Source organism: Yimella sp. RIT 621 (assembly GCF_004146205.1).
Taxonomy (GTDB): Bacteria; Actinomycetota; Actinomycetes; order Actinomycetales; family Dermatophilaceae; genus Yimella; species Yimella lutea.
In genome coordinates this window covers 79,746-105,660 of the sequence record NZ_SEIP01000001.1, presented here as the reverse complement: position 1 = coordinate 105,660, position 25,915 = coordinate 79,746, and the positions used below count along the sequence as shown (strand labels likewise).

Below are 25,915 nucleotides of genomic sequence, written 5' to 3'. Positions count from 1 at the left end.
CATGGCTTCCAAGGTCACTCCGATCAGTGGCTTCCAGGAATGGCTGCCCACCGAGCGCATCGCCGAGCAGTACTTCCTCGACACCATCCGTGAGGTGTTCGAGCTGCACGGCTTCGCCTCGGTGAACACCCGCTCCGTCGAGTCGGTCGAGCGGCTGTCCAGCCAGGGCGAGGACGCCGACAAGGAGATCTACGCTGTCCGCCGGTTGGCAGCCCCCGCCGACGAGCAGGCTGAGCCGACGCTGGGCCTGCACTTCGACATGACGGTGCCGTTCGCGCGCTACGTGCTGGAGAACGCCGGCAAGTTGACGTTCCCCTTCCGTCGCTACCAGATCCAGCAGGCCTGGCGCGGTGAACGACCGCAGCGCGGCCGGTACCGCGAGTTCATCCAGGCCGACATCGACATCGTCGATGCGGGGGAGTTGCCCGCGCACTATGAGGCCGAACTGCTGTTGGTCATCGCGGACGTGTTCGCGCGGCTACCGGTCGGTGACTACACGATTCACGTCAACAACCGCAAGATCTGCGAGGGCTTCTACCTCGGTCTCGGTATCGACGACGTGATCGGCACGCTGCGCATCGTCGACAAGCTCGACAAGATCGGGCCGCAGAAGGTCGCGGAGCTCCTGGTCGCGAACGGCTTGACCGACGAGCAGGCCAAGCAGTGCCTCGCGTTGGCGGAGATCAACTCACCGGACGGTTCGTTCGTCGAGCGTGTCCGTGCCCTTGGGGTCGAGCACCCGACGCTGGACGAGGGACTGGCGCACCTCGAGTCGGTCATCGCCACCGCGGCCGAGCACGCTCCCGGCGTCGCGATCGCCGACCTGCGCATCGCGCGCGGCCTCGACTACTACACCGGCACCGTCTACGAGACGATGCTCGAACGCGACCCCGGTTACGGGTCGATCTGCTCCGGAGGTCGGTACGACTCGCTCGCCACCGACGGCAAGCGCACCTACCCCGGGGTCGGCATCTCGATCGGCGTCTCGCGCCTGCTGGGTCTGCTCATCGGCGAGGAGGGCCTGACGGCCTCCCGGGAGACCCCGGTCGCTGTGCTCGTCGCCGTCAACGACGAGGACTCGCGGGCCGAATCCACCCACATCGCAACGGCTTTACGCAGTCGCGGGATTGCGACGCTGGTGGCGCCGAAGGCCGCGAAGTTCGGCAAACAGATCCAGTTCGCCGACCGTCGCGGGATTCCGTTCGTGTGGTTCCCGGGGGCCGGCGAGGACGGCAGCGACCAGGTGAAGGACATCCGTTCCGGCGAGCAGTCGGCAGCCGACCGCTCCTCGTGGACGCCGCCGCAGGCCGACCTGCGTCCGTCGCTGGTGAGTCCTACGACGGACTGACGTCGTCGTCCCGCCGCACCGGCTCAGTGGCCGGACCGGTGGGCCCGCGATCCGGCTCCGACGCGGTCACCGGGCGGGCCGTCGCAGCACGGGACACGATCGGTTCGGCCTTGGCTGCGTTCAGACCCAGCTTGCGCAGGTGCAGCTCACCGAGGGCCCGATTGGTCTCCTCGTCACCGGTGCGCCAGCTCGTCGCCGGTCCGGACGACACCGCGAAAAGCTCTGCAGCCGAACGGTGTTGCAATGCTCGGAGCGCGAGCACGTCCATGCCTGCCGTCGTCCTGCGCAGCTTGGCGGCCTGGGACGCCTTGCGTAGCCAGGGGATACGGATCATGCCCCAGAGGAGCAGGGCGAACAGGTACGGAGCTGCTGCGGTGAGGTAGCCGAGCAGATCCCCGAGGTCGTCGATGCCGACGGACATGTCACGCCCGGCCGCCGAGATCTGGTTGGCTGCCGCGGCCGACTTGTCGAACGGCGACTGCAGGGTGTCGCCGACCAACGGCACCTGGCGCAGGCGCTGGCCCGCCTCGGTGAGGTTGCCCGAAAGCGAGGCGGCGCTCGTCTCCAGCTTGTTCGCACCGACGGTCGACGCGTCCGCCGTGTTGTTCACGCGATTCGCGACGTTCCACCAGAAGGCCAGCCACGTGACGATCGCCGCGTCGAACAGGATCTGCGGCAGCAGTCGGATCGGTCGTTCGGCGTAGAGCTTCATCGGTGTCCCCTCGCGATGCGCATGGGATGGAACCTACCCGGCGGCCACGCCGCGCGGACGCGCTCGTCCCGATCGGCCGGTGCAGAGGGCAGAATGCACGTCCATGGCTGCCACCGCGCTCGAACGCAACATCCGCGGGTGGCTCGATCACCTGCGGGTGGAGCGCGGTGTCTCGGTACACACCCTGAAGGCGTACGGTCGCGACCTCGAGCGCTACCGCGGCTATCTCGCCGACCTCGGTGTCACGGACGCCGTGAAGGTGGGGGAGAACGAGGTCAGCGGGTTCCTGGCTCACTTGCGAGAGGGCGACGACGAGCATCCGCCACTCGCGGCGTCGTCTGCGGCCAGGTCGCTGGTGGCCGTGCGCGGCTTCCACAAGTTCCTCGCGTTGGAGGGGGAGACCACCAAGGACGCGGCCGAAGGTGTGTCCCCGCCGACTCCGGGACGACGGTTGCCGAAGGCGATCAGCCAGGACGAGGTGGCGCGACTGCTCGACGCGGCGAGCGTCGGTGACACGCCGAACTCGATGCGGGACAGGGCAATGCTGGAGCTGATGTACGGCATCGGTGCGCGCGTCAGCGAGATCACCGGGTTGGACGTCGACGACGTCGACTTCGAGACCGACACCGTCCGCGTCCTGGGGAAGGGCGACAAGGAACGGTTGTTACCGCTCGGTTCGTTCGCCAAGGACGCAGTGCAGTCGTACGTCGTCCGTGCCCGTCCGGTGTTCGCATCGAAGGGCAAGGGGACGCCCGCGTTGTTCCTGAACCAGCGCGGCGGACGCCTGTCGCGCCAGTCGGTGTGGAACACCATTCAGGCCTGTGGGGAGCGTGCCGGACTGACCGCTCACCTGTCGCCGCACACGCTGCGCCACTCGTTCGCGACGCACCTGCTGGACGGCGGTGCCGACGTTCGCGTCGTGCAGGAACTGCTCGGTCATGCCTCCGTCACCACCACGCAGATCTACACGCTGGTCACCGTCCAGCAACTGCGTGAGGTGTTCGCCGGATCGCACCCGAGGGCGCGCTGATCTCACCCTCCGGCGAAGAGCACGAACTCACGCCGATTTCAATGGTGACTGGGGAACGGAGTGGGTTTGCGTCGAGGGTTCGGGGGGTTTCGGCACCGACGGATTCGTTCCTCATCCGTCGGGCTCAACCAGCGGGCGTGGGTGGGTTCTCGATCCCTTCGACACGACGCTCGGACCTCGCGTCGGCTCAGGACAAGTGCAGGCACTCCGCCCCAGTTCGGCCACCGTCTTCATCGGGGACTGGGCGCGGGTTGGGGTGGTGGCATAGGCTGGCCGCTGATCGGCGAGAGCCAGAGCACGTTCTAGGAGTGAAGTTGAGCCAGCAGGAGACCCTCGGTCCCACCGGTCGCCCGCTACCGACCTTCCCGTACCCCAAGCGGCTGGAGAGTCACGGACCCGCGCGCATCATCGCGTTGTGCAACCAGAAGGGCGGGGTCGGCAAGACCACCACGACGATCAACCTCGGCGCAGCCCTGGCCGAGTACGGCCGGCGCGTCCTCGTCGTCGACTTCGATCCGCAGGGTGCGCTTTCCGCCGGTCTCGGCGTCCGCAGCAACGAACTCGACCTCACCGTCTACAACCTGCTGGTCGAACGCGGTCACGACATCCACAAAGTCATCCAGGGCACCGGGGTCATGAATCTCGATGTGCTGCCGGCCAACATCGACCTGTCGGCTGCCGAGGTCCAGCTGGTCGGCGAGGTCGCTCGCGAGATGATCCTGGCGCGCGTGCTGCGTCCGGTCGCCGACGAGTACGACGTCATCCTGATCGACTGCCAGCCCAGCCTGGGTCTGCTCACGGTCAACGCGCTCACCGCGTCACACGGCGTGATCATCCCGCTCGAGTGCGAATTCTTCGCGATGCGCGGTGTCGCCCTGCTGGTCGAGACCATCGACAAGGTCACCGACCGCCTCAACCCGCGCCTGGAGATCGACGGCATCGTCGCCACCATGTACGACGGACGCACGCTGCACAGCCGCGACGTCGTCCGATCAGTGGTCGACCACTTCGGCGACAAGGTGTTCCACACCACGATCAACCGCACGGTGAAGTTCCCCGACGCCACCCTCGCGGCCGAACCGATCACCAAGTACGCCTCCAACCACGGCGCAGCCGAGGCCTACCGACAGTTGGCTCGTGAACTCATCGCCCGCGGCGACGCAGCCTGAGCAGGGCGGCGAGCCCACTCACGTCATCGAGGACGCGATCGAGTCCGGCGACGCTCCACTGATGGCCGAATCCGCTGACGAATCCACATCGGAAGAGGTCGTACCCGGTGGCGTGATCACCAAGCGCAGTGCGTCCACCCCGTTCCAGGTGCACCTCGACGTCTTTTCCGGGCCCTTCGACCTGCTGCTCGGACTCATCGCCAAGCACAAGCTCGATGTCACCGAGATCGCGTTGCACAAGGTCACCGACGAGTTCATCGCGCACATCCGGCAGGCACAGAAGACGAAGGCCGACTGGGACCTCGGTCAGGCGTCGGAGTTCCTGCTCATCGCGGCAACTCTGTTGGACCTCAAGGCTGCTCGGTTGTTGCCGAACTCCGGCCCGGAGGACGAGGACGACCTCGCCCTCATCGAGGCGCGCGACCTGCTGTTCGCACGACTGTTGCAGTACCGCGCGTTCAAGCAGGTTGCCGCAGCCTTCGATCAGCGCATGGCGACCGCCGGACGCATCACGGCCCGCCAGGCAGGTTTGGAGGAGCAGTTCGCCGGTCTGCTGCCCGAACTCGTCATGAATGTGACGCCCGAGCAACTGGCGATGATCGCGGCGTCCGCGATGATCCCGAAGATGCCGCCGTCGGTCGGTCTGGAGCATCTGCACCAGGCTGCGGTCAGCGTGCGTGAGCAAGCCGAGATCGTCGCGAACAAGCTTCGGGCGCAACCGGTTTCGTCGTTCCGCGACTTGGTTGCCGACGCCGACAACACGCTCGTGATCGTCGCGCGGTTCCTTGCTGTGCTGGAACTGTTCAAGGAGGCGGTGATCGTCTTCGAGCAGGAGGAGGCGCTGGGCGATCTCACCGTGCGCTGGACCGCGGACACAGATACTCACGTGGAGGTCAGCGCCGAGTTCGACGAGGACGACCCGGTGCCGACGGCTGAGCCCGACCCCGACACCACAGCACCAGATGACGAAGGAGCCGGCGATGACTGAGCCGCAACAGGAACCGCTCGACGTGCCGGTGCCCGCGATCGAGGTGCCGGTCGAGCCCGAAGGCTTCGACGTCGAGGACTTCCCAGGTGGTGCACGCAGCACGATCGAGGCCATCCTGATGGTCGTCGACCAGCCGCTGACGCCTCTCGAGCTGGCCGACGCCCTCGAACTCGAGGAGCACGACGTCCGGGAACACCTCCTCGCGCTCGAGGACGAATACGCCTTGCAGCAGCGTGGATTCACCATCCGCGAGATCAACGGTGGGTGGCGCGTCTACAGTCGGGCGGACTACGCACCGGCTGTGGAGAAGTTCCTCCTGGGCGGTCAGCAGGCCAAGCTGACCCAGGCGTCGCTGGAGACCCTCGCCGTCATCGCGTACCGCCAGCCCATCTCCCGCGCCCGGGTCGGCGCGGTGCGCGGCGTGAACGTCGACGGCGTCATCCGCACCCTCACCACCCGTGGCCTGATCACCGAGATGGGCACCGACGGCGACGGCGGCGCGATGCTCTACGGCACCACCCCCTACTTCCTGCAGCGCATGGGCCTGTCGTCACTCGACGAACTGCCCGCGCTTGCCCCCTACCTACCCGAGACCGACGTGATCGACGAACTGATTGAGCAGGGACACGCATGAGCACTCCGAACGGCCGCCGTCCGGCGAAGAAGACCAACCACCGCAAGGGTTCGTCGGGTACCACCGCGAACCGCGGCGGAGCGCCGCTCCCGCCGAAGCGGCAGGCCCCGGCCGAGCCGATCGACGTCCACGACCCCGACGGCGTACGCCTGCAGAAGCTGCTCGCTGCCGCCGGCGTGGGCAGCCGCCGCGTCTGCGAACAGCTGATCGCCGACGGACGCGTGTCGGTCGACGACCAGATCGTCACCGAACTCGGGGTGCGCATCGACCCGTTGAAGCAGATCGTGCACGTCGACGGTGAGCGCGTGGTGCTCGACGAGAGCCGCGTCTACTTCGCCTTCAACAAGCCGCTCGGTGTCGTGTCGACGATGGACGACGATCTCGGCCGCGAGTCGGTCGGCGACTTCGTCGGCCCCCGCAAGGAGCGCCTGTTCCACGTCGGACGCCTGGACGCCGACACCGAGGGACTGCTGCTGCTCACCAACGACGGCGAACTCGCCAACCGTCTGCAGCACCCGCGGTACGGCGTGCAGAAGACGTACGTCGCCGTCGTCCCGGGTCCGCTGCCCCGTGGCCTGGGTAAGGAACTGCGTGCGGGCATCGAACTCGAGGACGGCCCGGTGAAGGTCGACTCCTTCAAAGTCGTCGACTCACGACCCGGCTGGGTGATGCTCGAGATCATCCTGCACGAGGGCCGCAACCGCATCGTGCGACGCATCATGGAGGCGGTCGGCCACCCCGTCGAGTCCCTCGTGCGCACCGACGTCGGCCCGGTTCAGCTGGGTGACCTGCGACCGGGCAAGATGCGTCCGCTGTCCTCGGCCGAGGTGAAGGGTCTCTACAAGGCGGCAGGACTGTAGACGGATGCACGTCAGAGTCGTCGTCTGTGGGCTTGACCCCACAAAGTTCTCCGCTCCTTCGTCGCTCCGATACGTTGCGGGGGCCCCGAACATGGCTGGAGCATCTGCGTGCACATAAGGATTGTCGGCTGTGGCCTGATCGGAACGTCGATCGGACTTGCGTTGTCGCGCAGCGGGTTCCGTGTCTCGTTGAGTGATCCGTCCCCGACGTCGCAGGCCATCGCCCGCGACATGGGAGCGGGCGAGATCGACGTCACCGATGCACCCGAGGTCGTTGTGGTGGCCGCACCACCGGACGTCGTTGTGTCCGTCGTCCGTGCCGAACTTGACCGCTGGCCGGGCGCCGTCGTCACCGACGTCGCCTCGATGAAGCAGCAGGTGCTCGACGAACTGCGCTCCGCCGGCGCCGATCTGTCGCGCTACGTCGGGTCACACCCGATGGCCGGACGCGAACGCTCCGGTGCCGTCGCCGCGCGCGCCGATCTGTTCGAAGGGCGCACCTGGGTGATCTGCCCGACCCAGGATGATGACCCGGGAGCCGTTGCCGCGGTCCGCACTGTGGCTGAGGCCACCGGCGCCGCCACCACGACGATGGACGCCGCCGAACACGACCACGCCGTCGCGGCGGTCTCGCACGTCCCCCAAATCGCCGCCAGTCTGGTCGCCGTACGGCTGCGTGAACTGTCGGACGAAGCAATCGGTCTGTCCGGACAGGGAATTCGTGATGTGACGCGCATCGCCGAGAGTGATCCGATGCTTTGGACGCAGATCCTCGCCGGCAATGCGGCAGCCGTCGCCCCGGTGCTCGATGCTCTGCTGGACGACCTCGGTCGCGTTCGGCAGGCGGTCACCGATCTGGCGGCCGGCAACGAGGACGGAGCCCGGCAGGTGCTGGCCCGGGTGATCGCCGACGGCCAACTCGGCCACGCGCGCATCCCCGGTAAGCACGGCAGCGCACCGACGACCTACGCCACGCTCGTCGTGGTGGTGCCCGACCGGCCGGGCGAGCTCGGCCGACTGTTCAACGACATCGGTGCGGCCGGGGTCAACATGGAGGACCTGCGCCTGGAACACGGTCAGGGTGCACCGGTCGGCCTCGCCGAAGTGTCGGTGCTCCCGTCCGTGGCCGAGCGACTGCGCGATGAACTCACCGCGAAGGGATGGAGCGTGCATGAGTGAGGGTGGCGACAATGGTGACGAACGAAAAGGGAGTGGCATGAAGCAGATCCAGGTCGCGATCGACGGCCCCTCGGGCACCGGCAAGTCGTCCGTCTCCAAGCTCGTCGCCAAGCAGCACGGCTGGGGCTACCTCGACACCGGCGCGATGTACCGGGCCCTCACCTGGTGGTGTCTCGACCAGGACGTCGACCTGGACGACGGACCTGCGGTCACGGACGCGTCGAAGTCGTTCGACCTGCAGATGGGCACCGATCCCTCGAACCCCACGGTGGCAGTGGGGGATCGACGCATCGATGCAGAGATCCGCGAGCCCGAACTCACCCGTCAGGTCGCGAAGGTCGCCACCAATCTCGAGGTTCGCGCGAACATGCGGGAGCGACAGCGGGCGCTCATGCAGCAGCTCGCGGAACAGACCGGGGGAGTCGTCGCCGAAGGCCGCGACATCACGACGGTCGTCGCACCGGACGCCGACGTCCGGATCCTGATGACGGCCAGCGAGGAGGCACGGCTCGCGCGCCGTTCCAAGGAACTCAGCTCGACCGTCGAGGCGACCCGCTCCCAGATCGTCGACCGCGACAAGGCCGACTCCACCGTTTCCCAGTTCATGACCGCCGCCGACGGCGTCACGCTCGTCGACACCTCCGAATTGACCTTCGAGGAATCGCTGGCGGCGGTGTTGCAGATCGTCCAGGGGGCCCGACGTGACTGAGATCGACTTCGACCGCGGCTGGTCCGACCGTGGACGCGGCATCGGCAACCGACTGGTGAGGTTCGGGTGGCGCGCGAAAGCCCTTCACCCCGAACGGGTTCCGTGCACCGGACCGGTGTTGATCATCTCCAACCACACCGGATTCCTCGATGGCCCGCTCGTCTTCTGCCTCGCGCCACGCACAGTTCACTTCCTGGTGAAGAAGAGCTATTTCAAGTCCGTGTGGGGCCGGTTGCTGCGCGGCATGGGCCAGATCCCGATCGAACAGCGCACCGGCGATCGGCAGGCGCTGGCTGTCGCGAAATCCCTGCTGTCCGACGGCCATGCGCTCGGCATTTTTCCCGAAGGGACGCGGGGCACCGGCACGGTCGAGTCGGCCCACCAGGGCGCGGCGTGGCTGGCGCTGCAGACCGGAGCCACGATCGTCCCCGCGGCGACCCTCGGGACGCGCGGAACCGGGCGCGGTCGGGAGTCCTGGCCAAGGCCGGGCGCGACGCTGCGCGTGGTGTTCGGTGAACCGTTCGATCTGCCGCCCTACGAAGGCGTCCCAGGTCGGCAGAAACTGCAGTTGGCGACGGAGGAGATCCGTTCCCGCTTGGCCGAACACGTGCACGCCGCGGTCGAGGAGACCGGCCTCAAGCTGCCGGTCGACGCCCCACCGGTCCTCTGAGTTTCTCGTTCAACCCAGGTGTCGGGGATGATGGATCAATGACTGAGCAGAATCCCCCCACCGTCACCGACGAGGAGAACGTCGAGCGCGCCTTGCGTGCCGGACTGGAGGACTTCGACCTCAGTGAAGAGGACCGCGCCCTCCTCGAACGACAGGGCGCCGACCTCGATGAGGAGTCGGAGGAATCGACCCGCCCGGTCGTCGCGATCATCGGCCGCCCGAACGTCGGCAAGTCCACCCTCGTCAACCGCATCATCGGACGCCGTGAGGCCGTCGTCGAGGACGTCCCCGGTGTCACCCGCGACCGCGTCGCCTACGACGGCGAATGGAGCGGACGCCGGTTCACGCTCGTCGACACCGGCGGCTGGGAGATCGACGCCCAGGGTATTCACCTGCGCGTTGCCGAGCAGGCCGAGGTCGCGATCGACCTCGCCGACGCCGTCCTTTTCGTGGTCGACGCGACCGTCGGTGCGACCGACGCCGACGAGGCCGTCGTGAAACTGCTCCGCAAATCGGGTAAGCCCGTCATTTTGATCGCCAACAAGGTCGACGACCAGCGCTCCGAGGCCGACGCCGCGATGCTCTGGTCGCTGGGCCTGGGCCAGCCCTGGCCCGTCTCTGCGCTGCACGGACGCGGCACCGGCGACGCGCTCGACGCGCTGCTGGATGTGCTCCCCGACAAGTCGACCGTCTCGGGTGCTTATCAGCGCGGCGGTCCGCGCCGCGTCGCACTGGTCGGACGCCCCAACGTCGGCAAGTCCTCGCTGCTGAACAAGCTGGCCCGTGAAGACCGTGTCGTCGTCGACAACGTGGCCGGCACCACCCGTGACCCGGTGGATGAGTACATCGAACTCGCCGGCAAGACATGGCGATTCGTCGACACGGCCGGCATTCGGCGCCGCGTGCACCAGACCCGTGGTGCCGACTTCTACGCCTCGCTGCGTACGCAGACCGCGATCGAGAAGGCCGAGGTCGCCGTCGTGCTGATCGACGCCGAGGAGTCGATCGCCGAGCAGGACATCCGCGTGGTGCAGCAGGTCATCGACGCCGGTCGTTCGTTGGTGGTCGCCTTCAACAAGTGGGACTTGCTGGACGAGGAGCGCCGCTACTACCTGGAGCGCGAGATCGAGCGCGAACTCGTCCAGATGACCTGGGCGCCGCGGGTGAACATCTCCGCGGTCACCGGTCGCAATGTCGAGAAGCTGGTTCCGGCGATCGAGACCGCCCTTGAGTCCTGGGACACCCGCATCCCGACGGGCCGCCTGAATGCGTTCATCGGCGAGATCGTCGCCGGTCACCCGCACCCGGTGCGCGGTGGTAAACAGCCCCGCATCCTGTTCGCGACGCAGGCCTCCACGCGTCCGCCGCGGTTCGTGATCTTCGCGTCCGGCTTCATCGAGGCGGGTTACCGACGCTTCCTCGAGCGCCGCATCCGCGAGGAGTTCGGCTTCGAGGGCACCCCGATCGAGATGTCGATGCGGGTGCGCGAGAAGCGCAAGCAGCGCTAGTCCGGGTCGGCATGCCGGATGATCGAACGCGCCCTGGGTGATGACCTGCTGCGCACGCCGCGGCTACAGCGACTCACCGGCTGACCGCGTTCTTTCTGCCGCCGACCAAGAGAGGCCGATATCCGTGAGTGTGCTGAGTGGCGCGCGTCGAGTTCTGCTGGTCCACGCCCATCCTGACGACGAGACTCTCGCGACCGGTGCGCTGATCGCCGAGCTCGTCGAACGCGGTGTGGAGGTGCGGGTCGTGACCGCGACACGCGGCGAGCGTGGCGAACTGACGCCTGCCGTCTCGGGCGTCGAACCAGGGTCGGACCAGCTCGTCGCGCTGCGCGAGGGCGAACTGGCGTCGGCCCTTCGGGTGCTGGGGGTCGCCGGTCACGCCTTCCTGGGCAGCCCGCCCGCACGAGCTGCGGGGGAGACGCAGGAGCGCACCTACCGCGATTCAGGCATGCGGTGGATCACCGAGACCGTCGCCGGTCCCGCCGAGGACGCCGACGACGAATCTCTCACTGCCGCAGAGCTTTCGGACGCTGTGGCAGACCTCGAAGCGTACGTCGACGCCATCGGTCCGGAAGTGCTGATCTCCTACGACGAGAACGGCGGGTACGGCCATCCCGACCACGTCCGCACCCAGGAGATCACCCGCGAGGTCGCGAAAATTCGCGGTCTGCCGATGCTGGAAGTCATTCCGCCCGATCGGGAGGTCGGGGGAGACCTCGATCGGATCGAGTGGAGCGACCTGTCGGCTCACTTGCCCAGTGTGCGCGAGGCGCTCCGGGCCCACGCGTCGCAGCTGACCGTCGACGGTGACGAGGTCGTTCACGTCGGTGGGCAACGCGAACCGATCGTCACGAGAATCGGTCTGCGCCCGGTCGAACTCTGACCTCGGTCGAACGCTGCGCGTACGGTGATCGCATGACCGAGCGTGCTGTCCTTCCCACCCTTCCTGACGAGTCGTGGTCTCGCGTCCTGTGCGTGGTGGCGCATCCTGACGACATGGAGTACGGCGCGTCCGCGGCCGTTGCCACGTGGACGAAGCGCGGGATCGAGGTTACCTATCTGCTGCTGACCAGCGGTGAAGCGGGTATGCAGCGGTCGCCGGAGGAGGTGGGACCGATGCGCGCGCAGGAGCAGCAGCGAGCCTGCGACACCGTGGGCGTGAAGCAGCTTCGCATCCTCGACCACCCGGACGGAATGCTCATGCCGACGCTGGAACTGCGGCGCGACATCGCGCGGGTGATCCGCGAGGTTCGCCCGGACGCGGTCATGACGATGAACTTCGACCTGGAGGCGTACGGCGGGTTGAACCAGGCCGATCACCGCGCTGCCGGCATGGCGACGATCGACGCGGTGCGGGACGCGGACAACACCTGGGTCTTCCGGGAACTTGCCGATGAGGGTCTCGCCAAGTGGAGCACCGGCCGGCTGCTCGTCGGTGGTCACCCGGACGCCACGCACGCCGTGACTGTCGATCAGGACGCGGTCGCCGCGGCCGTTGCGTCGCTGGAGTGCCACGAGGCGTACCTCGCCGATCTGCCGGGCCATCCGAAGCCGGAGAAGTTCATTCCGGAGATCCTGAAGGACGGTGGCCGGGCCGCCGGATCGCAGTACGCGGTGCTCTTCCGTGTGTACGACATAGGGGTGTCCACGGGAGACGAGGAGGAGTGAAGTAGGTCGCCACTGAGCGCCCTTCGTCCACGAGCGCACGGTCGCCCCAGGGCAGCGCTGAACGGGCCGAACCCGGTGACTCACCCGGTCTCGCGGGCGAAGTAGGCGTTCAGCGCGTCGAGGAGTCGGGCGACATCTCGGTCGTTGTTGTACGGAGCGAGCCCGATGCGTACGCCACCTGCCTCCCCGAGTCCGAGCAATTCGGACGTTTCGTAGCCGTAGAACGAGGACGCCGGGGCATTGACGCCCTGTTGCGCCAGAAACTCGCTGACAGCGGACGACTGCACACCGGCGAAGGTCGCCAGCAAGGTGGGTGTGCGCCGGCGCGCCCGGGAGAACATGGTCACACCGGGTAGCTCGGACAGTCCCGCTTCGATCTGCTCGCGCAACCGGTCCTCGTGCTGCTCAACGAGTTTGAGACTGGCTTGCAGACGTTCCCGACGCGATCCGGTGGCCGCGCCGAACCCGGCGAGGAAGTTGATCGCAGCCGTGGTGCCGGCCATCAGTTCGTACGGCAGCGTGCCGAGCTCGAAGCGTTCGGGGACATTGTTCGACGACGGCAGGAGCTTGTCCGGGTGAACTTCGGCCAGCAGTTCGGGCTTTCCGGTCAGCACTCCGCAGTGCGGGCCGAAGAACTTGTAGGGCGAGCAGGCGAAGAAATCGGCGTCCCTTGCTTTGAAGTCCACGCCCGCGTGGGCGGTGTAGTGGACGCCGTCGACGTAGATCTTCGCTCCGACGGAATGTGCCGCGTCGGCGAAGGCGCGAATGTCAGGCATGGTGCCGATCAGATTCGACGCGGCCGTGACGGCGACCAGCCTGGTGCGATCAGTGAGTTGTTCGTTCAGCACCTCCACAGGAAGTTCGCCGGTCTTCGGGTCGAAGTCCAACCAGCGCACCGTGGCACCGGCACGTTCCGCCGCGATGACCCAGGGGCGGACGTTCGCGTCGTGATCCAGCCGGGACACGACGACTTCATCGCCGGGAGACCACAGTGCCGACAGCGTCCGGGACATCTCGAAGGTCAACGCGGTCATGCTGCGGCCGAAGATGACGCATTCCGCTCGCGTGTTGAGCAGGTCTGCGAGGGCGGCACGGCACTCGGTGACCGCATCTTCGGCGTTGCGTCCGGCCGCCGTGCTCGAACTCCGGTTGGAGAGCGGCCTCAGCATGGTGTGCCGGATGGCATCGGCAACCACGTCCGGGGTCTGGGTGCCGCCCGGACCGTCGAAGTGTGCCGCTCCATCGTGGAGTGCGGGAAAGTGGCGACGGATCGCTTCGACGTCCAAGGGCGCTGCGGGGGACTGGGTTTGCGTGTCGAAGTTCATGGCCTCAGCGTGGCACGGCGCTCTGACACAGCGGGACGGAGAAGATGAGGGAGCAGATTTCGACGGTCGGAAAGCGAACGTCGACCAGGTACGTCTTGTGTGCCGGGCGATGGGATTTTCGCCAACCCCACGGCCTGGCTGATGACGGTCGCCCGGCGCCGGTCGGCCGACCATGCGCGACGAGGCCGTGAGACCGAAGCGCGTAAGCTGACCAGACCTGGCCAGGTGAAAAATGTGCTCCGTCTCGACCGGCAAGCGGGCCATGGCTACTGGGCGGCGGTCTCCACTTCGTCGGACACCTGCACATTCACGTGGTTCAGGGCGCGGACCTTCTTGCCGACCTCCCCCTTGGACGCGGCAGTGGTGATCCGTACGTTCACGCGCAGATTGCGAAGATCGACACCGACGCCCGTGATCTGTCGGCCCGTTGGGTCAATCTTCTCGACGTCCTGCTGGGTGCGTCGAAGTTCACGATCCCCAACCTCGGAGATGCGCGGCAAGAAGCCCTCGTCCCTGATCGTGGACATCGCGGCGCGTTACTGAGCGGGGACGATCACGAAGAAGGAGCTCGCTCCGGTCTGGTACATACCGTTGACGGCCGGGTGCTTCGCCTTCAGTTCGGAGTACTTCTGCCCCGCAGTCGACTGGGTGAGAACCGGGATCGTTCCACCGGTCTGCGTCGGCTCAGGACCCGTCGGCCCGGAGCAGCCTGTCATCACAAGAACAAACCCTGCCAGCGCGGTACAAAGTCGGATACCCAGTCGTTTCATCGCTATCCAACCTTCAAAGTTGCGCCGTACTGCCTCAGGGTTCGGCCGGCGGAAAACAGCACCAGCCCTGCAAGTACCGCCGTCGCGGCGAGTGCTATTAGTCGCTTGAGCATTTGTCCCTCGGAAGTCCCCGCGAGCGGCGTGTGCTGACGAACGTATTCTCTGGCCGGTTGGAGCGAAAGCCCCTGTACTCAGATTGTTGTGCGGCAGCGGCCATCGAGGATCACTACGAAGCCTCCGGGGCTACCGCCGGCTAACCGGAGGTGGGCGAGTGCCCGCGGGTTGCCGGCCTACGACAGCCAGCCCGACGGCCGGATGGCCGGATGCGCCCGCACACAGTGCATAGACGACCGGTCGGAAACATGAAAGAGGCGGTCCCGGTGGTTAACTGAAACCACCTCTTACCTGCGGAAACGCTAGTCGGGCAGTCGGGTTGGGAATGCTGAAGGGTCGGCCGACGCCTGAGTGATGCACCAGTCGATACGGGTCGTGGGCACTCGTTCGTTGGACACGGTGGCGTCGCCAAGTGGTGGCTGGGTCGCCAGCGCTCCGCCGCGCGGTGCTCTCGACTGCAACAAGTTCTAATGGGTGGCTGGCCGCACAATTGGGCGCCGACCGGCGTCCTGACGCCGCAATAGCCAAGGTTCTTGGGCGGAATTTCGGTGTTTCTGGTCCTGTTGATCAGTACTGTTCTGCGGTGGGCCGGAGACCGTCGCCATTGGGTAAGGCGCGCGAGTTACTCACCGACGCGCCGCGGTTGGAGGCAGCGCGTCGCTCCGCACTGCAGCGGCGCTACCTCGCGACGCGGGGTATCGCGGTGGTCGGCAGCTCGACGGCGGAAGCAGTCATCCCACTGGTCATCGTGGTAACGCTCGGGGGCGGTCCGGGTCAGATCAGCGCCGTCCTGATCGCGACGCTCGGAACAGCACTTGTGCTTCGCCTTCCGATCGCGCGGATCCTGGATCACAGGACCGACGAGGCAAGCATTCAGGCATTGGCCCTTGTGCTTGCAGCCATCGGGTCAGCCCTGATTTGGGCGGCCTGGATGATCGGCGTGCTGACCTACCCCTTCCTTCTGGCCTGCGTTCTACTCATCGCCCTCGGCCGCACGGTTGTCTCCACTTCCGGGTATGCGGTGGTCGGCAGAATCGCGGATGGGCCGGAACGGCTCCGCATGACCGGGCACTTGAGCAGCGTGAACAGTGCGGGCTCAGTCGTCGGCGAAGCGGTGGGCCCCGCACTGACACGGTTCGTTCCGCCGCCGGTGGTGCTTCTCATCGACGTCGTCCTGAGCGTGGTATCAGCGATATGCGTCCGATCATTGCGTCGCGCCACCGGTGAGGCGGCCAAGGCTGATGAGGACGTGTTATCGAGCGATGCCACGTCGGTGTGGACGTCGATTCGGACGAACCGACCATTGCTGACCATCTGGATGATCGGGTTCGTTGCTTCCGTCTCGGCGCCCGCGATCCTGGTGTTCCTGTTGGACGTACTCGGGATTCCGATGTGGCTCATCGGTGTCACCTTCGCCGCAGCCGCTCCTGGCGGCATTGTCGGGGGTTTGCTGGTCCGCGCGGTCGCCGGCCGCTTCCGGGCGAGCGTTGTGCTGGCGACCGGTGCTGTTATGTCCGCTCTCGCCATCGGCCTGCTCCTGGGCGCCAACGGTCTCGGTCATTGGGCGCTTCCGGCTGCCATCGCCTACGAATTCGTCACAGCCCTTTTCGGCACTCTCATGATCGCGTCGACGATGGGGCGCCTGCAGATGATCACGCCGAGTCACCGCGTGGCACGGACGATGTCCGCCGCCAGCATCGGACTGGAGGCTGCCGCACTCCCCGGACTGCTGGTCGGTGGCACCGTCGGCTCGACCGCGGGTGCGGAGGCGGCGCTGACCGCAGCAGTCCTGCTCTACGTTCTGCTGGCCGGGGTGGCGGCCATGTGGGTGCAAGGGTGACCGTGGGTGCCTGCGGTGACGCGTGGACGCCTTCCGCCGACCTGCTCGGGCCCGCCTACGCACAACACGCCGAGTCGGTTCTGGGACGTGTCCGATTCGAACTGGTTTCGAGTCAACTCCTGGAGGTCTTTCCGCGGACGGAGGGCCACGTCGTCGACGTGGGTGGCGGGTTCGGCGAGCAGGCAATCATGCTCGCACGCGAAGGATTCCGTGTCACGGTTTGCGACCCGGACCCCGACATGCTGGCCATGGTGAAGTCGCGAATTCAGACCCTGGAGGAAGCGCTTGCCTCGCGGGTTGTCCTAGTGCCGGACGACGGTCGGCGGCTGGAGAGTCTCGGCGCCGGCGAGTGCGATGCGGTGCTGCTCCACAGCGTGCTCATGTACTTCCAAGATGTTCGACCCTTCTTCGAGGCCGCATCGCGTGTCCTCAAGAGCACGGCACGCGTCTCCGTGCTTTCCACGAACCCGCGGTCAATCGCTATGCGATCGGCCTTACAGCGTCGCTGGGATGAGGCACTTACCGCGATGCAGCACGGCGACGAGGCGCAGAGTCGATACCTGCCGACGTGGACCCATGATCGCGACACGCTGGTTGATGTCGCCGCCGAATTCGGCTTCGTTCCCGAAGCGGAGTTTGGGGTGCGGGTGTTCACGGATCACTTGGAGGACACTGATGTCCCCCAGGATCCCGCTGAGCTGGCAGCGCTCTTGGAGCTTGAGCGCCTCGCCGGTTCCAGGGATCCCTACCGCTCGGTGGCGAGGCTCTATCACTTGGTGTTACGTCGAGGAGGATGACGCCTCACCGCCGGGCTGCACGGGGATTCCTGTCGGCGCCGGGCGGATGGTGCGCGCGTTCGGCGGCCAAGCGGTGTTGAGCACCTGCTGAACGACGAATCGCCGCTGACCGTGCTCGTCGACCTCGCGCATGACGACATCGTCGCACCGGGCATCAGGCTGTCAGAACGACCGCGATCGAGATGGCGACGAAGAAGAACAACAACAGGCAGACGACAACGACCTTGCCTGCGGTGACCTCGGCCTCGTCGTTCCTGCGGCGCTTCTCCTGAGCCTGGTTCACTGCCCGAATCCGAGGACGAACCACCCGAGTCCGACGAGTGAGACCAGCGCGGTGAGACCAGCGAGTGCGGCCAGCAACGCGACGCGTGTCCCGTAACGCAGCTCGGGCTCATCCTGGCCGTACTGCAATGCCACGAACATCGCCAACCCGCGCCGGGAAGTGATGACTTCGCCGGTTCCTGGGTGCTGCCAACGATAGAGCTGTGCCTGCGACTTCGCCACGTCATGCTTTCCGGAAGGAGATCGTCGAGACGACGTTCTGGGTGAGGGTGACCGTCTGCGGGGCGTTGACTCCCGGCAGCGTCTTGGTGCTGCTCGGCGACGGAACCGTGCTCGACGTCGTGCTCCGCGGCGCGCTGGGGTCGCTCGGGCTGCTTGACGGATCGGACGGTGCAGCGGTCGAGGTCGGCGATGTCGACGTGCTCGTCGGCTCCGGTGCCACTGCGGCCGTCTGCGGCGGGGCGACCTGCGTCGTGATGCCGGTGAGCTTCTGGTTCAGCACCAGCTGCATCGAGGCCTTGCCGGCGGGGGCTGCGAAGGTGATGTTGAAGGAGTTGCCCGTGCGGCTGATCGAACTGCTCGGCTTCCCACCCAGGCTTGCCCCGGTCAGTTCAACCTTGGTGCTGTAGATCGAGACGGTCTTGTCCGGGTTGTGCCAGACGAAAGAACCGGGGTTGACGATGACGGTGGCCGTGACCCACGCGGTCCCGGCCGGAGCCCACCCGGAGCCCTTGCGGTAGGAGGCCCGGGTGACCGCGACGATGCCGCAGGTCGCGCGCACCTGCAGACCGACGCCGGAAGTGAAGCCGTTGGAGATCTCCGGGCAGGTTCCCGAGCCGGAGGCCGACAGCCCGTCGTACAGGCCGGCGGCGCGTTCGGTGCCGGTGACCTTGCCGGTACGCAGGTCAATCGTCTGCGTGAGGTCGCGGTAGGTGACCCGTAGGAACAGCGGTTGGTTGGCCGCTCCGGGTACGGCGACGATCTGAGCGTCGGAACTCGTCATGTCCGGCGTGAGCAGGTAAGGCTTGCCGCCGGCGACCATCCGGATCTCGGTCTGGTCCGGTTGACTCACAGCCCCGGCCTGTTCGGCCTGGGAGTATCCGCCGGGCGGGGTGAAGGACCACGCCACCGGAACCAGGACGTTCTTACCTTCGGTGAGGTAACTCATCGTTTCGCCGTCGACGGAGCTGGCAACCTTGCCGAGTCCGAAGTGCCACGTTCCCTCCGGTGTGGCGACGATTCCGCCGTCCCCGAACGTGATCATGCCGTCGTAGGGCTCCGAAGATCCTGCGTCGTACATCTTGGTGACCGTCTTGGCGGTCGGCGCTGACGGCTTCACGGTCACGGTCTTGGTGATGGTGGTCGGCTTGGTCTCACCGCAGCCGGTCAGGACGACCGATCCGATGGCAAGGGCGGCCACGAGCGCGCGGGTGGTGCGCATCAGGCGATCTCCTCAGCGTGGGCGACAGCAGCCTGCTCGAGCGCGTTGAACATCTCGTCGAGGCGGGCGCTGATCTGAACCGGCGTCATACCGGCGAAGGTGGTGGTGTTATCGGCGGCGTCCACCGCGCAGGAGCTGAACTTCGCCCACTCGACCTGCCGTTGCTGTGGGGTCTTCTCCGCGGCGTTCGGGTCGCGCCATTCGGAGACCTCGAGCTCGGCTGCTGCGGTGGCCCAGGTGCGCACGAGCTTGGTAATCCGCCCGGGAACGGCCTGCGGGTTCTGGGTCTGCAGGTTGGCAATGAGCTGCTGGCACAACGACTGCTTCGGTACAGGACGGGGGACCGCAGCCGCGGTGAGCATCTGACGCAACACGACGTCCTGCTGGTCAAGCAGTCGGCGTAGTTCGGACACCTTGTGGTGGCTGACCATCTGCTCGACGACGCGCAGGTGGCGGATGGGACACGCGGTCTCCTTGCCGGAGGCGATCCGGCCGAGCGCGAACACCACAGCGGCGACGCCTTCGTCGGTCGCCACCCATGACAGGAACTCCGATCGCTGGTGCGGCCCTTCGAAGGTGGGACGCATCAACGGTTTCAGGTTGAGTCCGCGAGCCAGGGCGTTCGCCAAGCGCAGGTGACGTGAGGATCCACGCAGAGCCGACTGGTCGTGATGCAGTCCCTGGGCGATCTGGTCGATGAGGTCTTCGCGGGCACGCGCCGCCGAAGGCACCATCCACGGCACTTCAAGATCAGCCAGGTCCGTCGGGTCGATCGGCGTGGCAGGCCTCCAGGACCGCAGGAACGAGGCGACCTCGTGGGCGGCGACCGGGGTGCAGAACCGGTCGAGCCAGCCACTGAACGATGCACCGTCGGCGACTTTGGACGGGTGGAACGTCGGTGGGGCACCGGGGGTACCCATGATCGAACGCCCGAGTGCGGCATGCACCTTCGAGCGCACTTGGTCGGTGATCTCATCGACGGTGGCCGGCGACAAGTTGCGAGATGCCCGGCGAACGGCGCGACGGATCGCCTTCTCCGTTTCAGGGGACCGCAGAGCCAACCGGAGGATGCGCTCAGTATCCGGTTGCGGTTGTGAGCACATGTCATGCGCGAGTCGATCGACCAACATGATGCTGACGGTGCGACGTCCGTGAAAAATGGACGTCACGGGTCGACGAACCGCGCAATGGCGCGGCTCATTGGGCGTCAGAAACCGCTAAGTCGTCAGCGATGAGGCGACGAACCCCGGCAGAGCCCACCCATGCCTGCCGGGGTTCGTCGGTCTATGAGTTCGCCTAACTGGCGGCGAACATGTCGGCATCCTCGTCGGCGGCGGTGATGATGACCGGCTCGGTGGCCTCGATCGGGGCCGAGTCCTTGGACAGCAACCGCAACCGCTTCTTCGCCTCACGGCGCGCGATGTCGACAGGGTTCGTCGACGCCATCTCGAGGAAGTCCGGCGGCAGGTCGATGACGACAGGAACGGCTCGACCTTCCAGGTCGATGTGAATACCGACCGCGCCGCGTTTGACGATTCGCGGCCCGCCCTCGTCGTCGCTCTTCATGACCAACGCCTTGAGTGAGTTCCAGTTCAGGCCAGCGGAGTCCTCCCCGGCATCCGTGCCCTTACCGAGCGACGACCGGGCGGTGATCCGCTCCAACCGCTCCTCGGTCGGTTCCAGTTTGAACAGGGCGCAGGCGGCCAGTGCCTCTTCCCGGTCAGCGATGTGCATGATCAGCCCGCGACTGATGAATCCGGTCAGACCCGCGTTCACGGCGTCGCTGACGCGCTGGGTGTAGAGAATGGGCAGCACCCTCAACTGGCGCACCAGACGACCGATGCGGTCCAGCTCCTCGGGGCTGTTGTTCGTGAGAACCCACGCCTCGTCGAAGTGGCAAACACCGTCGCGGTACGCCAGCGCCATCACTGAACCGAAGACCGCCATGCGCACCAGCTGCGCGGCGATGCGCTGGTTCATCGTCGTCGCCGGCTTGCCCATCGGCGGCAGCTCCAGGCTGGAGTCACCGACGAAGATGTAGGTGATGCCGTCGGCCACGGCGAGCCCCTCAGCCTGCGGGTCCATCCCCACACAGGCGCGGAAGTTGATGGAGGTTTCCGCGTAGTCGAGGATCGGCTTCACCATGTCCTCGGATGCCTTCTTGGCGTCCAGAGCGATCTTGAGGGCCTGACCGATGCAGGTGGCACCGTTCTTCACGCCGTAGTCGAGCGCGACCATCAGCTGCGACTCATACTTCTTGGAGCCTTCCGGCCACGGCGAGACTTCCAGCAGCATCGAGCTCGCGTACTCCAGGCCGGCCTTGACGTCGTGACTGAAACGCAGCGGGTCGAAGACACCGTCACCGGAGGTGAGGTCGGACAGCTTGAGGCACTGTCCTCCAGCTGCACGCACGGTGTCGGAGTGGTCGGATCCCGGCTTCCAGTCGGTGATGATCTGGGGGACACCGGCACGGGCCCACTGATCGGCCATGTTCAGCAGCGACATCGTGTTGCTGCTTGGGATGAAGCCGCCGGCGAGGTAGACGTGGTCCGGGTCGGCCACGGTCAGGCACCGCCCAGGCACTGATTCGATCGGCTGGATGTCGGTGATGTAGAGCCACTTCTGGGTGTCGCGCACCGTCAACGGCAGCTTCTCCCGCTTGCGGGGCAGACGGAAGATCTCCTGGTTGGTGGTGAACGCCATCCGGTAGCGGGTTCCGGTGACGGTGCGGGTCTTCTCACCGGTCTCCGGGTCGGTGAGCGTGTACGCGGCCTCAGCCTCCCGCATCGCCACCTTGATGCCGAGCGAACGGATGAGCTCCAGTGCGTCGTGGGCGAGGTCTTGCTTGCACAGGGTGAGTTCGCACGCGCCTTCGGCGTCGATCGACCCGTCGGTGTCCATGAGCCCCTGCAGCACCGCGAGGCGCTGCTCGTAGCTGCCGCGCAGGTAGGCCATTGGGATGCGCTTGTCTGCGAACACCCCTGCCTCCCGAAGCGCGGGACGCATTCCGAGCACGTTGATCGTCTTCACGCCACACGTACCCACCGTGAAACCAGCGCGCTCCAGTTCGCGACACAGGTACTCCTGGTCGGTCACACCGCAGCGATCCGTACAGGATCCCGCGGTGCCGCTGGTGAACTGTCCGTTCCCCGTGGTGCCGTCACCGAGCCACGCACCCAGGATGTACGGATCCAACGGCAGGTCGGCTTCAGGCAGCTGGATCGCTTCGGCGAGGCGGATCGCGAAGTTGCTATGTGTGCCGGCGTGCTTCAGCCCGGCAGCCAGCATTTCGCCGGTGGTCATCCGCTGCTCCATGACACCGGTGACCGGCTTGTTGTGGAGCTGCTGGTCCAGGCGGGCTGCCAGCGACTTCAGGGCGATGGTGGTCGCGTAGAAGTTGACCGGGTGCTGGCTGGTGAAGTGACCGCCGAGCGGGACGGTGACTTCACGGAAACCCTTGCGGGACGGCACTCCAGCGGCGCGGCCGCATGTTGCCAGTTCGGCCTTGGCCCCCTGACGGAAGTCTCCTTGGTGAGCACGCAGCATCCGGGCGATCTCAGCGGCGGTTTCTTCGCGGCCGTCGTCCAGGTCGGCCAGGATCGACTGGGCCGCGGCGACGCGCGAGGCGATGCGGTCCTTCCACCGGGCAGCGTTGCCGGGGGAGGTGGTGGTCCAGCGGGAGATGTTGGCTTCGAGCAGTTCACGCACCGGCCACAGCACCACCGGGTCGATCTTGACGATCGGCTCGGTGCGGTGACGGGTGGCGGTCTTTGACTGCATCCTGGTGACGAACGGGGCGTCCATCATCACCAGGGCGGCACGGACAGCGTCCGGACCGGACCACGGGTTGAGCGCATCGAGCTCGACATCGAGCAGGCGGTGCAGTTCGGTCACGCTGGCACCGGTGTCGTCGGCAGCTAAACGCTCAGCGAGGTCGTGGACGCGGTCCGCGACGGCGCGCTTCTCCTCCCACCGAGTGATGGCCTCGCGGTGATCGCCGGAGTTGTTACGGTGCCGGTCCTTGAAGCTGGACACGACCCACTGGTGGTCGAAGTCCGCGTCGAGGGTCTGGCCATCGGAGAAGGTGATCCGGTACAGGTCCGGGTTCGGGTTGACCGGCGACAGGTAGGTGATCGTGGTGATCTTCCCGTTGCGTCCGAGGACCTCGTCACCGACCTTTAGATCGCCAACTCGCTTGTTGCCCAACGGAGTTGGCAAAGTAGTTGACATGTCAAGGAGCTTACCCGACCCGGTTCCGGCGGCGACCAGGAACATCGGCAGTTGGTCCTCGTTGGCTGCCGCGTCGCTGGAGATGTAGACCGGCTGCTTGTCGTTCTCGGTGAAGCCGAGCAGCGCACCGGTCCTGTCGCCGCACATCGCGAGGTTCGGTGCCCCGGTGAAGGCCGCGGCTGTCGCCGGCAGGTCGCGCAGGTTGGGGTTGGATCGGACATTGGACCCAAGCATCATCTCGGCCAGCGCCTTCTCCTGGCGCTCAGTGAGCAGGCCGAGCTTCACTCGGGCCGTCTCACCACGCACGTCGTAGGACCCGCCTCGCGAACCGTTGAGCGCCGTAACGATCGAGCAGTCGATGATGCTCGGCAACGACAAGGTCGAACCGGAGTACAGGTCTTCCATCTGGCGCAGCGTTTCGAGCTTCTCGTCCTGCTCGGCGCGGTCCATCGCACCCTGAGAGCGCGACTCGTTGATGTCGGCCATCATCCGGCGGCGGCCGGAGCGCAGCTCGTTGCGGGTAATGTCCGTGGGTTCGACCTTGCCGCGCAGACTGACCGCCTGAGCGCCGGCGCCGAGCAGCTCCGGGAAGAAATGCACCTCGGAGGAGTTGATGTCACGCCAGTTGAAGTTGAAGGTGTCGAAGGCCGACATCGACAGTGTGTGCGTCTGCCGCAGCTTCTTCCACTCCGGGGCCGAGCACGGCACCTTGTCCCGCTCGAGCCGGGCGGCGTCGGTGAGTGAACCGGGCGCGGTGAACATGTGCAGGTGGTCGGAGTGAACCAGGTAGGGCACGTCGGCGTTGCGACCCAGGTTCCACCACGAGTCCGCCAGGTGCAGCTGCCCACTGGTGGCCTCGATCATGCCGGCACGGGTCAGTGCAGCGGAGACCTTCTTGAAGTCCGCGGCGTACTCGGGAAGTTGCACGCCGACGTTCTGCAACGTGATCGCCTCGGTGAGCGCCTGCAGGGCGTAGTCCCAACCGGAACGGAAAGCCGAGTTACGCAGCCGGACCCCGAACAGCAGCAAGCGCTGGTCGACAGTCTTGCCGGAGAACTGCTGGGCGAGGTAGGCCTTCAGCGGCTGCTTGTCGTCCGGGACGTACAACTTCGGCACGTTCACCAGCAGCATGTGGATGTCCCGGTAGTTGTGCTTGGACATGCGCCGGTTCTTCGCCATCGACCGAGAGGTGAGCGCTTCGACCTCCTGGCAGGCCCGGAAGATCGGGGATCCGATGTCGACGGCGTCCTTCATCGACCGCGCGGAAACGACGGGGCCGAGCGGCACACGGCGGTACAGCCAGACCTCGTTGTTGACCGTGACGATGACGCCGGAGGAGTAGACCTTCTTGACCTGAGTGGGCCAGTCCGGCTGGTCGTCGGTGATCGGCGAGTTCAGCTTCTTGGGCTTGCTGTTCTTGGGTGCGTTTTTGGTAGCCATGTTGGGTGGTCTCCTTGGATCAGTTCGAGGAGGACGCGTCGGAGGTGCTCGACGGCGCGGCCGGAGTGGAGGTGCCGCTGCCTGACGCGGACGGCGATCCGGTTCCGGTCGGGGCGCTGGTGTTCGCGGTGCCGCCGGGGTCGCCCTTCTTCGTGGGCTCCGAGGTCTCCGCTGACGGGGCGGTCGCGGTACCGAGCACGTTCGCTGGCACCGTGATCGCGTTGACGTACGGCTTGAGCCGGGGCCCGGACCCAGGGGCACCCCAGGCGACAACCTGCGGCGCGGCCGTGTCGGCACGCTGGATGAGGACGTCGAAGATCATCGGGGTGACTTGCCCGCTGCTGCCGTTCGAGCGACCCGCCCAGGTCGGCTGGAGTTCGACGCGAGCGATCGTGCCGTCCTTGGTCGTCGCCATCGCGGACGCCGAGGCGGTGACCGAGGTGATGCCGGACAGCACCAAGTAGGTGTGCGAGGAGTCGCCGTCGCCGACAGCCACGCGCAGAGCGTCGGCATCGCCGGAGGTGTAAGCAGTCGCCCATGACTGCACAGCCGTCGAAACCGACGGTGTGACGTCGCCGCCCGGCTCCAGACCCGGCCACAGTTCGGTGCCGGCCCATCCGTCGGTCGCGGCCTGCGGGATCGGAATGAGCGATGGACCGAACATGACCTGCGCTCCGCCGCGGGGGTCGACCGACACCTCGAGAGTGGCGGTGTACCCGCGTCCGGCGCCATCGAGAACGGTGAAGTTCTCCAACATCCGGCTGACCTTGGTCTTGTCATATCCGGGCTGCTTCACCGAACCGTCCCAGGACATGATCTGTCCGCCGGGGAGCGGGGCGGGCACCGCGTCAAGCCAGGACTGTAGTGCCGAGGTGGCTGCGAACTTTCCAGGATCGTCCTCGATCTTGCCCATGTCGGCGATGCCGTTCGCCTTCAGTTCGGCGACCTCGGCCTGGTTGCTTGCGGCCAGGTTGGAGGCGTTCACCGAGCCGAGGCAGGAGACCGGGATCATCGCCAAGGAGACGATGAGACCCCACTTGATGAGCTTGCCGCGCCGAATGTTCTTCTCGCGCAGGTCGAGGTCCGCGCGCGGCGCGGTCTCCATTTCACCGAACAGGTCACCGCCGTCGGCGATGTCCAGGTTCTCGGTCCCTGACTTCTTCTTGGTCAGCAGGGCCATGTGGGGTGGGCTCCTTGGTCG

General features: G+C 66.5%; 25 protein-coding genes. 14 read left to right on the top strand and 11 right to left on the bottom strand.

The window, feature by feature from the left end; genetic code table 11:
- Nucleotide 1: 1 nt before the first annotated feature.
- Nucleotides 2-1,348 (top strand): histidine--tRNA ligase, encoded by a 1,347-nt coding sequence (hisS, locus tag EU513_RS00545; protein WP_129623915.1) that lies wholly within the window; start codon nt 2-4, stop codon nt 1,346-1,348.
- Here the strand turns inward: hisS and EU513_RS00540 are convergent.
- On the bottom strand, nt 1,335-2,060 hold the full coding sequence (locus EU513_RS00540; RefSeq protein WP_129623914.1) for a hypothetical protein: 726 nt from the start codon (nt 2,058-2,060) through the stop codon (nt 1,335-1,337). The two genes, hisS and EU513_RS00540, sit on opposite strands and share 14 nt — an antisense overlap.
- 103 nt (nt 2,061-2,163) lie before the next feature.
- Here EU513_RS00540 and xerD point away from each other — a divergent pair, with 103 nt between their 5' ends.
- The 11 genes from xerD (at nt 2,164) to EU513_RS00485 (ending at nt 12,475) form a co-directional block, all read left to right on the top strand.
- Nucleotides 2,164-3,090 carry a site-specific tyrosine recombinase XerD gene (gene xerD, locus EU513_RS00535; protein ID WP_129623913.1) on the top strand — a complete coding sequence of 309 codons (927 nt, stop codon included), beginning with the start codon at nt 2,164-2,166 and terminating at the stop codon, nt 3,088-3,090.
- A gap of 314 nt (nt 3,091-3,404) precedes the next feature.
- Nucleotides 3,405-4,259: a ParA family protein gene (locus EU513_RS00530; protein ID WP_205744615.1), complete on the top strand. Its 855-nt coding sequence runs from the start codon at nt 3,405-3,407 to the stop codon at nt 4,257-4,259.
- A 61-nt stretch (nt 4,260-4,320) separates the two neighbouring features.
- Nucleotides 4,321-5,247: a ScpA family protein gene (locus EU513_RS00525; RefSeq protein ID WP_129624130.1), complete on the top strand. Its 927-nt coding sequence runs from the start codon at nt 4,321-4,323 to the stop codon at nt 5,245-5,247.
- Nucleotides 5,240-5,881 carry an SMC-Scp complex subunit ScpB gene (gene scpB / locus EU513_RS00520; RefSeq protein ID WP_129623911.1) on the top strand — a complete coding sequence of 214 codons (642 nt, stop codon included), beginning with the start codon at nt 5,240-5,242 and terminating at the stop codon, nt 5,879-5,881. The genes EU513_RS00525 and scpB overlap by 8 nt, the downstream gene beginning before the upstream one ends.
- A complete protein-coding gene (locus tag EU513_RS00515; protein ID WP_129623910.1) occupies nt 5,878-6,741 on the top strand; it encodes a pseudouridine synthase in 864 nt (287 codons plus the stop codon). Before scpB ends, EU513_RS00515 begins: the two co-directional genes overlap by 4 nt.
- Before the next feature lie 108 nt (nt 6,742-6,849).
- Nucleotides 6,850-7,920 carry a prephenate dehydrogenase gene (locus EU513_RS00510; RefSeq protein ID WP_345770841.1) on the top strand — a complete coding sequence of 357 codons (1,071 nt, stop codon included), beginning with the start codon at nt 6,850-6,852 and terminating at the stop codon, nt 7,918-7,920.
- A 37-nt stretch (nt 7,921-7,957) separates the two neighbouring features.
- A complete protein-coding gene (gene cmk / locus EU513_RS00505; protein ID WP_129623909.1) occupies nt 7,958-8,629 on the top strand; it encodes a (d)CMP kinase in 672 nt (223 codons plus the stop codon).
- Nucleotides 8,622-9,299, top strand: coding sequence for a 1-acyl-sn-glycerol-3-phosphate acyltransferase (locus tag EU513_RS00500; protein WP_129623908.1), 678 nt, complete (start codon nt 8,622-8,624; stop codon nt 9,297-9,299). The genes cmk and EU513_RS00500 overlap by 8 nt, the downstream gene beginning before the upstream one ends.
- A gap of 38 nt (nt 9,300-9,337) precedes the next feature.
- Nucleotides 9,338-10,807 carry a ribosome biogenesis GTPase Der gene (der, locus tag EU513_RS00495; RefSeq protein ID WP_129623907.1) on the top strand — a complete coding sequence of 490 codons (1,470 nt, stop codon included), beginning with the start codon at nt 9,338-9,340 and terminating at the stop codon, nt 10,805-10,807.
- A 124-nt stretch (nt 10,808-10,931) separates the two neighbouring features.
- Nucleotides 10,932-11,690, top strand: coding sequence for a PIG-L family deacetylase (locus tag EU513_RS00490; protein ID WP_168990079.1), 759 nt, complete (start codon nt 10,932-10,934; stop codon nt 11,688-11,690).
- 32 nt (nt 11,691-11,722) lie between these two features.
- Nucleotides 11,723-12,475: a PIG-L deacetylase family protein gene (locus EU513_RS00485; protein WP_129623905.1), complete on the top strand. Its 753-nt coding sequence runs from the start codon at nt 11,723-11,725 to the stop codon at nt 12,473-12,475.
- 80 nt (nt 12,476-12,555) lie between these two features.
- On the opposite strand, the gene EU513_RS00480 is transcribed toward EU513_RS00485, so the two are convergent.
- The 3 genes from EU513_RS00480 to EU513_RS00470 form a co-directional block, all read right to left on the bottom strand.
- The gene (locus tag EU513_RS00480) at nt 12,556-13,800 is read right to left on the bottom strand and encodes a cysteine desulfurase-like protein (RefSeq protein WP_129623904.1); all 1,245 of its coding nucleotides are present in this window, start codon (nt 13,798-13,800) and stop codon (nt 12,556-12,558) included.
- A gap of 266 nt (nt 13,801-14,066) precedes the next feature.
- Complete coding sequence (locus EU513_RS00475) at nt 14,067-14,327, bottom strand: hypothetical protein (protein WP_129623903.1); 261 nt, start codon at nt 14,325-14,327, stop codon at nt 14,067-14,069.
- Between the two features lie 9 nt (nt 14,328-14,336).
- Entirely contained in the window at nt 14,337-14,516 is a 180-nt protein-coding gene (locus EU513_RS00470; RefSeq protein ID WP_129623902.1) for a hypothetical protein, read from the bottom strand.
- 751 nt (nt 14,517-15,267) lie between these two features.
- Between EU513_RS00470 and EU513_RS00465 the strand changes: the two genes are divergently transcribed.
- Both EU513_RS00465 and EU513_RS00460 read left to right on the top strand, forming a co-directional pair.
- Nucleotides 15,268-16,524 (top strand): MFS transporter, encoded by a 1,257-nt coding sequence (locus EU513_RS00465; RefSeq protein WP_168990078.1) that lies wholly within the window; start codon nt 15,268-15,270, stop codon nt 16,522-16,524.
- Nucleotides 16,521-17,321, top strand: coding sequence for a bifunctional 2-polyprenyl-6-hydroxyphenol methylase/3-demethylubiquinol 3-O-methyltransferase UbiG (locus EU513_RS00460; RefSeq protein ID WP_168990077.1), 801 nt, complete (start codon nt 16,521-16,523; stop codon nt 17,319-17,321). Before EU513_RS00465 ends, EU513_RS00460 begins: the two co-directional genes overlap by 4 nt.
- On the opposite strand, the gene EU513_RS15655 is transcribed toward EU513_RS00460, so the two are convergent.
- From EU513_RS15655 to EU513_RS00435, 7 genes are all read right to left on the bottom strand, one after another.
- Nucleotides 17,304-17,453, bottom strand: coding sequence for a hypothetical protein (locus tag EU513_RS15655; RefSeq protein WP_168990076.1), 150 nt, complete (start codon nt 17,451-17,453; stop codon nt 17,304-17,306). The two genes, EU513_RS00460 and EU513_RS15655, sit on opposite strands and share 18 nt — an antisense overlap.
- A gap of 22 nt (nt 17,454-17,475) precedes the next feature.
- Nucleotides 17,476-17,604, bottom strand: a complete 129-nt coding sequence (locus tag EU513_RS16525) for a hypothetical protein (RefSeq protein WP_255407399.1) — start codon at nt 17,602-17,604, stop codon at nt 17,476-17,478.
- Complete coding sequence (locus EU513_RS00455) at nt 17,601-17,825, bottom strand: hypothetical protein (RefSeq protein ID WP_129623899.1); 225 nt, start codon at nt 17,823-17,825, stop codon at nt 17,601-17,603. The genes EU513_RS16525 and EU513_RS00455 overlap by 4 nt, the downstream gene beginning before the upstream one ends.
- A gap of 1 nt (nt 17,826) precedes the next feature.
- Nucleotides 17,827-19,044, bottom strand: coding sequence for a hypothetical protein (locus tag EU513_RS00450; RefSeq protein ID WP_129623898.1), 1,218 nt, complete (start codon nt 19,042-19,044; stop codon nt 17,827-17,829).
- Nucleotides 19,044-20,039 (bottom strand): hypothetical protein, encoded by a 996-nt coding sequence (locus EU513_RS00445; RefSeq protein ID WP_129623897.1) that lies wholly within the window; start codon nt 20,037-20,039, stop codon nt 19,044-19,046. The genes EU513_RS00450 and EU513_RS00445 overlap by 1 nt, the downstream gene beginning before the upstream one ends.
- Before the next feature lie 301 nt (nt 20,040-20,340).
- Nucleotides 20,341-24,714 (bottom strand): hypothetical protein, encoded by a 4,374-nt coding sequence (locus EU513_RS00440; RefSeq protein ID WP_129623896.1) that lies wholly within the window; start codon nt 24,712-24,714, stop codon nt 20,341-20,343.
- A 19-nt stretch (nt 24,715-24,733) separates the two neighbouring features.
- Nucleotides 24,734-25,894 (bottom strand): hypothetical protein, encoded by a 1,161-nt coding sequence (locus EU513_RS00435; RefSeq protein ID WP_129623895.1) that lies wholly within the window; start codon nt 25,892-25,894, stop codon nt 24,734-24,736.
- Nucleotides 25,895-25,915: the final 21 nt, after the last annotated feature.